General features: G+C 71.2%; 9 protein-coding genes. 7 read left to right on the top strand and 2 right to left on the bottom strand.

Annotated features, from left to right (window positions below):
- Nucleotides 1–77: 77 nt before the first annotated feature.
- Entirely contained in the window at nucleotides 78–857 is a 780-nt protein-coding gene (locus ACFXGJ_RS14660) for a DUF1214 domain-containing protein (protein ID WP_378620964.1), read from the bottom strand.
- 97 nt (nucleotides 858–954) lie between these two features.
- Between ACFXGJ_RS14660 and ACFXGJ_RS14655 the strand changes: the two genes are divergently transcribed.
- Nucleotides 955–1,314, top strand: a complete 360-nt coding sequence (locus ACFXGJ_RS14655; RefSeq protein WP_378620962.1) for a DUF1214 domain-containing protein — start codon at nucleotides 955–957, stop codon at nucleotides 1,312–1,314.
- A gap of 200 nt (nucleotides 1,315–1,514) precedes the next feature.
- Here ACFXGJ_RS14655 and ACFXGJ_RS14650 read toward each other — a convergent pair whose 3' ends face one another.
- Entirely contained in the window at nucleotides 1,515–1,979 is a 465-nt protein-coding gene (locus tag ACFXGJ_RS14650; RefSeq protein ID WP_378620960.1) for a DUF4262 domain-containing protein, read from the bottom strand.
- Nucleotides 1,980–2,181: 202 nt separating this feature from the next.
- Here ACFXGJ_RS14650 and ACFXGJ_RS14645 point away from each other — a divergent pair, with 202 nt between their 5' ends.
- The 6 genes from ACFXGJ_RS14645 to ACFXGJ_RS14620 all read left to right on the top strand — a co-directional run bounded on the left by ACFXGJ_RS14645 (nucleotide 2,182) and on the right by ACFXGJ_RS14620 (nucleotide 9,627).
- Complete coding sequence (locus ACFXGJ_RS14645) at nucleotides 2,182–3,531, top strand: DEAD/DEAH box helicase (RefSeq protein ID WP_378620958.1); 1,350 nt, start codon at nucleotides 2,182–2,184, stop codon at nucleotides 3,529–3,531.
- Between the two features lie 5 nt (nucleotides 3,532–3,536).
- Nucleotides 3,537–4,415 (top strand): DMT family transporter, encoded by an 879-nt coding sequence (locus tag ACFXGJ_RS14640; protein WP_378620955.1) that lies wholly within the window; start codon nucleotides 3,537–3,539, stop codon nucleotides 4,413–4,415.
- A 3-nt stretch (nucleotides 4,416–4,418) separates the two neighbouring features.
- The gene (locus ACFXGJ_RS14635; RefSeq protein WP_378620952.1) at nucleotides 4,419–5,855 is read left to right on the top strand and encodes a GuaB1 family IMP dehydrogenase-related protein; all 1,437 of its coding nucleotides are present in this window, start codon (nucleotides 4,419–4,421) and stop codon (nucleotides 5,853–5,855) included.
- 397 nt (nucleotides 5,856–6,252) lie between these two features.
- A complete protein-coding gene (locus ACFXGJ_RS14630; RefSeq protein ID WP_378620949.1) occupies nucleotides 6,253–7,650 on the top strand; it encodes a hemolysin family protein in 1,398 nt (465 codons plus the stop codon).
- A complete protein-coding gene (locus tag ACFXGJ_RS14625) occupies nucleotides 7,643–8,731 on the top strand; it encodes a hemolysin family protein (protein ID WP_378620947.1) in 1,089 nt (362 codons plus the stop codon). Before ACFXGJ_RS14630 ends, ACFXGJ_RS14625 begins: the two co-directional genes overlap by 8 nt.
- The gene (locus ACFXGJ_RS14620) at nucleotides 8,728–9,627 is read left to right on the top strand and encodes a 3-methyladenine DNA glycosylase (RefSeq protein ID WP_378620945.1); all 900 of its coding nucleotides are present in this window, start codon (nucleotides 8,728–8,730) and stop codon (nucleotides 9,625–9,627) included. The genes ACFXGJ_RS14625 and ACFXGJ_RS14620 overlap by 4 nt, the downstream gene beginning before the upstream one ends.
- Nucleotides 9,628–9,671: the final 44 nt, after the last annotated feature.

Raw genomic sequence — 9,671 nt, 5'->3', positions numbered from 1 at the left:
GGGCCCAACACAAGGCCCCCCCCCCGGCACCCCCTCCCCCCCCCGCCCCCACACCGAGCAGCGGGTCCGCCTGCTCGTCAGTCGACCCTGACCAACGGCGGGAGGTCGTAGGTTCCGTCGAGGATCGTCTTGCGCGGCGAGTACATGCGCAGGGCGGGACGGAACGGCCCCGCCGGGGCCGGCAGCCAGTTGGCCCGGTCCGCGGGGTCGGCGGGCTCGTCACGGCTGACGGTGATCGTGACGGCGCCGTTGTCGTCGGCGACGAGTCCGGGTGTGCGGTCGCCGACGGAGTAGCGGTCGATCGGGTTGTCGACGAGGTAGAAGTCGGGCACCGAGTACATCGTCAGCGACCAGAACGCGTCGACCGGCGGGACCGGGTCGAGCGTGATCCGGTAGCTGTGGGCGCCGTCGAGTGGTGCGCCGTCGAGGTCGACGTAGGTCAGCGCGTAGGCGCCTCGTAGCCGTGGTTTCCCCACAGTCCCGCGCGCGGCCGCGGCCCGACTGACGATCCGCAGGGTGTCGTCGGCGATCTTCCAGTCGGGGCTGTCGACCGTCCCGACCTCGAATGTGTCGACGTTGTAGTCGAACCCGTGGATGGCGAGCAGCCATCCGTTGACCCGCCTGATACCGGGCGCCGTACGGGCAACCTCTTCGACGTGCGCGCGTCCGGCCGTGTACTCCGTGTCGAGCGCGGCCACGAGTTCCGGGCCGGCCTCGGTCAGCGGTGCGGCGCCGGTCAGGCCGAGGCCGGTGAAGTTCTGCTGCAGGCGCACGTCGCGGTCGGCGGGCGGGAACTCCTGCGACCAGACCCGGAACTTCTCGAAGAACTCGACGTCCGCGGCCCGTCCCGATGCCACCGCGGGGATCCCGGCCGGTGTCCGGTCACATCGCCACGGTGATCACCCCGGCGATGGCGCATGCCAAGGTCGGCGCCGGCTCCGCCTACGCCTACACGTGCACGACGCGAAGGGCGCGGTGCTCGACGGCGGCCGTAGTTATCGGCTGCACGTCGACCCGAATCCGCCGGTGAGGAACTTCTGGGCCGTCGACCTCTACGACACCCAGACCCGATCGCTGATCCAGGTCCCGTCGACGATCTGGCCCGCCGTGGCGAGCAACTCCGGTCAACCGGTCGCCAACGAGGACGGCTCGCACGACCTGTTCTTCGGCCCCACACCGCCGGAGGGCAGGGAGTCCAACTATGTCGAGAACCTCCCGGGCAAGTCCTGGTTCCCCCTGTTCCGCCTGTACGGGCCGCTCGAACCGTGGTTCGACCAGACGTGGCGGCTGGGCGAGTTCGAACCGCTCGACTGACTTCGACCCCTTCCGCCCCGCCGGCCCCCGGTAGTGACCCGTTCGCGCGCGTCGCTATCGGGGGCCGCTGCGCGTGAGGCAACCCCTCCCCTCGTGGCGTCGTGAATCCGCAGGTTCGTCGGCGAGCCGGCTCGGCCTAATTGCCGATAAGCCGCCTTATGACATTATTCCTGTTCGGACGCAGGAGCTATCGCAACGAATCAGCACACGACCCGCCCGCCCGGAGGCGGGCCGAGCAGTGGCTGCACGATCGCCGAACCGACCGTCCCCTCCCACGGCAACCTCCCCTCACAGTCCGCCCACACCGCCTGGAGCGCGCTCACCTGCCCCTGCCCGTACAGTGCGACGGCACCGAGCAACCACGATTCGCACTCGCGCACCTCGACCAGGAAGAGGTCGAGCCCGCCGGCGGAGATCCGCTCCCCCGGCCGCAGCGAGTCGCCGTCCCACAGTCGCGCGCCGAGTTCGTCGAGGACCGCCGCCGATTGGTCGACGACGCGCCCCGTGACCACCACCTCCGGGCAGTCGATCTCGGTCAGGCCGACCGTGTAGCAGAAGGCCGGGTGGATTCCCCGCTCGTCGACGGCGGACTCCACGTACTGCAGTGCCCACCCGCACCGGTCGATGATGCGCAACAACCGTCGCCGCGCACACTCCGGCGTCATCCCGTCACATATCTCGCACATGATGACCCCCGCATGTCGAATGAATGTTCGAATGGCCAAGGTGCACCCGACCACCGACAGGAATCGAGCACACCCCGCGCGGGTGGCCGCGTGGGGCGGGACCGTCCGTGATTCCGGGTAGTGTCGACCTGCGCCGACCCGTTCCTCACGCTCGGCGTCGATCATCGGAGGCAACCGCGTCATGTCCATCCCCGCCACGACCGGGTCCACCTTCGCGGCACTCGGGCTGCCGCCGGCGCTTGTCCAGTCACTGAACCGGGAGAAGATCACCGCCCCCTTCCCGATCCAGGCCGCAGTGATTCCCGACATCCTCGCCGGTCGTGACGTGCTCGGCCGCGGCCCGACCGGGTCCGGCAAGACCCTCGCCTTCGGACTGCCGATGCTCGTCCGCCTGACGGGGGCACCCAGCGCGCCGAAACGTCCGCGCGGCCTGGTGCTCGCGCCGACGAGAGAGCTTGCGGCACAGATCGAACGGGCCCTCGACGAGTCGGCCCTCGCGCTGGGACTCCGTATCGCCGTCGTCTACGGCGGGGTACCCACCAAGAAGCAGGCCGAGCGCCTCGCGCGCGGGGTGGATCTGCTCGTCGCGACGCCGGGACGCCTCGCCGACCTGATCGACCAGGGCGCCGCCTCCCTCGCCGACGTGCGCGTGACGACGATCGACGAGGCCGACCACATGGCCGCGATCGGCTTCCTCCCCCAGGTGACCACCCTGCTCGACCGCACCCCGGCGACCGGCCAACGGCTGCTCTTCTCCGCCACCCTCGACGGCGAGGTCGACACCCTGGTTCGCAAGTACCTGCGCGATCCGGTGACGCACGCGACCACCGCGGCGGCCGCTGTCGCCCCGGGCACCGCCCACCACATGCTCTTCGTCTCGCGGGCCGACAAGCAGGCCGTGGTGGCCGAGATCGCCTCGCGGCCCGGACGGACCATCATGTTCGCGCGTACCCAGCACGGCGTGGACCGGGTGGTGGGCCAGTTGCGCGCGGTCGGCGTCGCCGCGGGCGCGCTGCACGGCGGCAAGTCGCAGAACTACCGCACCCACGCACTCGCGGCGTTCAGCTCGGGCGAGACGCCGGTCCTCGTCGCCACGGACGTCGCGGCCCGCGGTATCCACGTCGACGGCATCTCCCTCGTGGTGCACGTGGACCCGCCCGCCGATCCCAAGGACTATCTGCACCGGGCGGGCCGCACGGCCCGCGCCGGCGAGACCGGGACAGTGGTCACGCTGGTGACGGAGGACCAGCGCGACGAGGTCGCGGCACTGACCCGCAAGGCCGGTGTCGACCTGATCGGCGTCGACGTTCGCCCCGGACATCCCCGGCTGACCGCGCTCACCGGTGCGCGGCCGCCAAGCATGATCCCGGTGGTGGCCCCGCCGACGCCCGCACCCGCGCAGACACCGGAACGGAAGCCGGCGCGGCAGGGCGACCGGCGCAAGCGGCCCGGATCGACCACGGTGCGCGGCGGCACACGCGGCGGGCGCGGCGCGGGAACCAGCGGCGGGCGGCGTCGAGGAGGAAGCTGACCGGCATGGACCTGCCCGTGCTCTCCGTCGTTCTCGCGCTCGTCGGGGCCCTGCTGTTCGCAGTCGGCTCGGTCTTCCAGCAGAACGCGGCGGCCGGGGTGGCCGACGACGACGCACTGCTGAGCGAGCTGATCCGTAGCCCCCGCTGGTGGGCCGGGCTGCTCGGCGACGTCGGCGGATACGGATTCCAGGCGGCCGCGCTCGGCATCGGCTCGGTGCTGGTCGTGCAGCCACTCATCGTCAGCACCCTGTTGTTCGCGCTGCCACTGTCCGCACGGTTCGCCGGCACCCGGATGACCCGACGCACCTGGGCGACCGCGACAGCCCTCGCGATCTCGCTCGCCGTGTTCCTGATCGTCGGCGACCCGACCGCGGGTGACGACTCGGCGACCGCACGGCACTGGCTGATTCCCCTCACCGTTCTGGCCGGGCTGTGCGTCGCCGCGGTCGCGGCGAGCTCCGCGCGGATCGGTTCCGGCCCGCGGGCACTGCTCCTCGGTTTCGCCAGCGGCGCGCTGTACGGCGTCGCCGTCGCGATGACCAAGCCGGTGATCGCGACCTTCGAACACGGACTCGGCGCCGTCCTCGGCAACTGGGTCACCTGGGCGCTGATCGTGGCGGGGATCGGCGGTTTCTATCTGCAGCAGCTCGCCTTTCACGCCGGGTCGCTCGCGGCGTCGCTGCCCGCGATCACCATCGGCGAGCCTCTCGTCGCGGCCTTCCTCGGGTTCACCGTTCTGGGTGAGCGGCTGCGCGTCGCCGGGCCCGGCATCGCCGTGATCGTGGTAGCCGTGATCGTGATGATCGCGACCACAGTCGAACTCTCCCGTGCCCAGGCTCACTCCGCCGACGGCAAACCCGCAGCAGACACGGTATCGTGGTAGCACGTGCGCTTCCTTGACAACCAGCAGCCGCCCTACGACTTGACCTACGACGACGTGTTCCTGGTCCCGAACCGGACCGAGGTGACCTCCCGGTTCGACGTCGACCTCGCGACCGTCGACGGGTCCGGCACCACCATCCCGATCGTGGTCGCAAACATGACCGCCGTCGCGGGCCGACGGATGGCCGAGACGGTGGCACGGCGCGGCGGCATCGTGGTGATCCCGCAGGACGTGCCCGCCGCCGCGGTCTCCGAGACCGTGTCCTGGGTCAAGGGCCGGCACCTGGTCGCCGACACCCCCGTCACCCTCGGACCTGACGACTCCGTCTCCGACGCCCTCGCCCTGCTGCCCAAGCGGGCACACGGCGCAGTCGTCGTAGTCGTGAACAACCGCCCGGTCGGGGTGGTCACCGAGGCCGCCTGCGCCGACGTCGACCGGTTCACCCGCCTCAGCACCGTCGCGGTGACGGACTTCGCGACCGCCCCGGTCTCCGCCTCCCCGCGCGAGGTGTTCGAGCTGCTCGAGTCCCGGCACGATCCGATCGCGGTGATCGTCGAGGATGACGGCACCCTCGCCGGCGTCCTCACCCGCACCGGTGCGATCCGCGCCGGCATCTACGAACCCGCGCTCGACGCGAACGGCCGGCTCCGGATCGCCGCCGCCGTCGGCATCAACGGTGACGTCGCCGCCAAGGCGACCGCCCTGGTCGAGGCCGGCGCCGACGTCCTGGTGATGGACACCGCGCACGGCCACCAGCAGAAGATGCTCGACGCGCTGTCCGCGGTCGCCGCGCTGGACCTCGGCGTCCCGCTCGCCGCGGGCAACGTCGTGTCCGCGTCCGGCGCCCGCGATCTGATCGCGGCCGGGGCGAACATCGTCAAGGTCGGCGTCGGCCCGGGCGCCATGTGCACCACCCGGATGATGACCGGCGTCGGCCGCCCGCAGTTCTCGGCGGTCGCCGAATGCTCCGCCGCAGCACGTGAACTCGGCGCCCACGTGTGGGCCGACGGTGGCGTCCGGCACCCGCGCGACGTGGCACTGGCGCTCGCCGCGGGCGCGTCGAACGTGATGATCGGGTCCTGGTTCGCCGGCACCCACGAATCGCCCGGCGACCTGCGCTACGACCAGGCCGGCAACGCGTACAAGGAGAGCTTCGGCATGGCCTCGAAGCGGGCGGTCGCCGCACGCACCGCCACCGACAACGCCTTCGACCGGGCCCGCAAGGGACTGTTCGAGGAGGGCATCTCCAGCTCGCGGATGCGGCTGGACCCGGTCCGGCCCGGCGTCGAGGATCTCATCGACCACATCTGCTCGGGCGTGCGCAGCACCTGCACGTACGCCGGCGCCCGGAGCATCGAGGAGCTGCGGGACAAGGCCGTGCTCGGCGTGCAGTCCGCGGCCGGATTCGCGGAAGGCCGGCCGCTGCCCGCCGGTTGGTGATCGCGCGGGTCGCCGGTATCGGACGCGATCGGGACGCGTCGCACCGCCGGACATTCCGCCCGCTGCCGGTAGACTGATGCTCTCGACGCAGCAGTGCGCCCGGTTCGCTGTACCCATCTGAGGCTTCGGTTCGTCCGCACTCCGGACGAACCGAAGCGCTCGGAGCGGCCGGGACGGGTCAACCGATCCGTCTCCACCGGGCACGACAGGAAGGAACAAGGTGCCTGAGGCACCCACTCTGGAGCCCGCCGGCTCCGCGCATTCCGGCGACGCCGAGACCGGCGACGGGGCTTCCGCATCGGAGGGCTCCTCTACCGAGCCGGGCGACAAACCCGGCGGCGCTCCACACGAATTCCACCCCATCCCATCTCGAACCCCGAGCCGGGGGCGATAGACGATGCAGATCGCACTGACCGTCGTGAGCCTCCTCGGCTTCCTGGCCCTGACCGCGGGCACCGCCCTCTTCGTCGCGGCCGAGTTCGCTCTGACCGCACTCGAACGCAGCACCGTCGACGCGCACGCTCGCGACGGTGACCGGCGTTCCCGGCAGGTCCAGCACGCCCACCGCACGCTGTCCTTCCAGCTCTCGGGCGCGCAGCTGGGCATCACGATCACCACGCTGATCACCGGCTACATCGCAGAGCCGGTGCTGGCCCGGTTCATCACCCCCGTCCTGACCGCGATGAACGTCGGCGAGTCGGTCGCCGCGGGCATCTCGCTCGCCGCCGCGCTGATCATCGCGACGTCGCTGTCGATGGTGTTCGGCGAGCTCGTCCCGAAGAACCTGGCGATCGCGCACCCGCTGGGCACGGCCCGGTTCACGGCAGGCGCGATGGCCGGCTTCTCCACGGTGTTCAAGTGGGCGATCAACGGGCTCAACGGAACCGCCAACTGGGTGGTCCGCAGGCTCGGCATCGAACCCGCCGAGGAGCTGCGGTCCGCACGGTCCCCGCAGGAGCTGGGGTCGCTGGTCCGGAACAGCGCCCGGCGCGGCGCCCTCGACCCCGCCACCGCACTGCTGGTGGACCGCTCGCTGCGGTTCGGCGAGCGCAGCGCGGAGGAGCTGATGACGCCCCGAGTCAAGATCGAGACCCTCGAAATCCGCGACACGGTGGCGGACCTCATCGACGCCGCATCCCGCACCGGGTTCTCCCGGTTCCCGGTCGTCGACGGCGACCTGGACGACACGGTCGGCGTGGTGCACATCAAGCAGGCATTCGTCGTGCCGACCGCGGGCCGCGCGACCACTCCGCTGATCACGCTGGCGCAGAAGGTGCCCGTCGTCCCGTCCAGCCTGGACGGCGACGCGGTGATGGAGCAGGTCCGCGCCGACGGCATGCAGGTTGCGCTCGTCGTCGACGAGTACGGCGGCACCGCGGGCATGGTGAGCATGGAGGACCTGATCGAGGAGATCGTCGGCGACGTCCGCGACGAGCACGACGACCCGGAGATCGACGTCCAGCGCAGCGGCGACAGCTGGATCTGCTCCGGCCTGCTACGCACCGACGAGGTCAGCCGCGCAACCGGATACGCCGCGCCGGAGGGCGAGTACGACACCCTCGGCGGCCTGGTCCTGGCACACCTGGGCCGGATCCCCGAGGTCGGCGACGAGGTCGTGCTGCCGAATCCCGCCGGCGACGGCCGGCCGGACGCGCACGGCGGCTGGATCGCGCGCGTCACCGACATGGACGGCAGGCGCATCGACCGCGTGTCGCTGACGCCGGTCCCGGCCGAGCAGATCAGCAGGCACGGGGCCGCCGAGTCGACCGACGCCGAGGAGGCCGCACATGAGTGACCTCTTCGCCGTCCTGCTCGCGGTGCTGCTGCTGGCGGGCAACGCGTTCTTCGTGGCCGCCGAATTCGCACTGATCTCTGCGCGCCGCGACCGCCTCGAGGCGCTCGAGGCACAGGGGAAGAAGCGCGCCCGGACCGTCATCCGCGCCGGCGAACACCTGTCGCTGATGCTGGCGGGCGCGCAGCTCGGCATCACGATCTGTTCGATCCTGCTCGGTCGCGTCGGCGAACCGGCGATCGCGCACCTGATCGAGAAGCCCCTCGACCTGTTCGGGGTGCCAGACTCGCTGCTGCACCCGATCGCGTTCACCATCGCGCTCGCACTGGTGGTGGTGCTGCACATCCTGCTCGGCGAGATGGTCCCGAAGAACATCGCCATCGCCGGTCCGGAACGCAGCGCGATGCTGCTGGTGCCCATCCACCTCGGGTTCATCAGGCTGGCCAAGCCGTTGATCGCGTTCTACAACTGGTGCGCGAACTCGACGCTGCGGCTGCTGCGCGTGGAACCGAAGGACGAACTCGACACGACCGTGTCCGAGCTGGAACTTGCGGAGATGATCGGCGAGTCCCGTTCGGAGGGACTGATCGACGAGGAGGAGCACCGCCGCCTCACCCAGGCACTGCACACCACCGATCTCACGGTCGCGGACGTGTCGATCCCGCTGGCGAAGGTGCACACCGTGCCGCTGACCGACGACGGCACCACCCTCGGCGCCGTCGAGCGAGCGGTCGCCGAGACCGGCTACTCGCGCTACCCGGCGCGGCTGGCGGACGGCACCATCGTCGGCTACCTGCACCTCAAGGACGTGCTCGACGAGGTGCTCGACGAGTCCGCGGGACCGGACACGATGATCCCCCGCTCGGATGTGCGACCGCTGCCGCAGCTGGAGATGCAGATGCCCCTCGAGGAGGCACTGTCCATGCTGCGGCGGGCGAGCAGTCACCTCGGCGCGGTGGTCGACGCCGACGGCACCACCGTCGGCATCGTCGCACTCGAGGACCTCGTCGAGGAGTTCGTCGGGACCGTGCGGGACGCGACCCACCGTGTCGACGACGCGGTGCCGGGTCAGCGGACACCGTGACGGTCACGGACGAGACCGCCACGGGCGGTCCACTCGTGCTCGCGCAGGACGAGTGGACCGCCCGCCGGGACGCGCACCGAGATCGGGTCGACGCGCTGATCGGCCCGCACCTGTCGCGCCAGACGCGCGGCGAGAAGCACCCGGTGATCGACTTCCTGTTCACCTACTACAGCCTTCGCCCGGCCCAACTGCGACGCTGGCATCCCGGATTCGGGGTGCGGCTGACCGGGACCGCGGCACGCGAGTACTGGGACTACTCGGGGTATCACCGGTGCGGCGACGACGCCGAGGCCGATCCGGGGCTGCTCACCCAACGCCGCACGATGCTCGAGTTCACCGAGCGGCTGCTCGCGGGCACCGCGGCCCGGCCGGCCCAGCTCGGCTGCTTCGGCCTGCACGAGTGGGCGATGGTCTACCGCGGCGGCGAGCAGGCGGTCCGGCATTCGGGCACCCCGCTGCGGCTCGGGCCGGACGGCACCGACGCGGTCGTCGAGTCGATGAACCTCCGCTGCACGCACTACGACGCGTTCCGGTTCTTCACCGCGGACGCGGTGGGCCGCAACGAGGCCGAGCTGCGGCGCGAGGATCAGGCCGCGCGCGAACAACCGGGCTGCCTGCACGCCGGCATGGACCTGTACAAGTGGTCCTACAAGTTGGTGCCGCTGATCGACTCGGACCTGCTGATGCGCTGCTTCGGGCTGGCGATCGACGCCCGCGAGCTGGACATGCGCGCGAGCCCCTACGACCTGGCGGCGCTCGGGTACGACCCGGTCCCGATCGAGACCGCGACCGGGCGGGCCGACTACGTGCGCGCGCAGTCCGCGCTCGCCGAGCGGGCCGCCCCGCTGCGCGCCGAGTTGCTCGCACGCTGCCGCACGCTGCTCGCCCCGGCCTGACACGAGGCCAGGGTCCGAACTCGAGCCTCCGGTGGCTCCAGGGT

This window comes from Rhodococcus sp. NPDC059234 (genome assembly GCF_042754225.1).
In the GTDB taxonomy this organism is placed as follows: domain Bacteria; phylum Actinomycetota; class Actinomycetes; order Mycobacteriales; family Mycobacteriaceae; genus Rhodococcus_G.
Note: the sequence above shows the minus strand (reverse complement) of the source record. Positions and strands in the feature narration are given on the sequence as shown.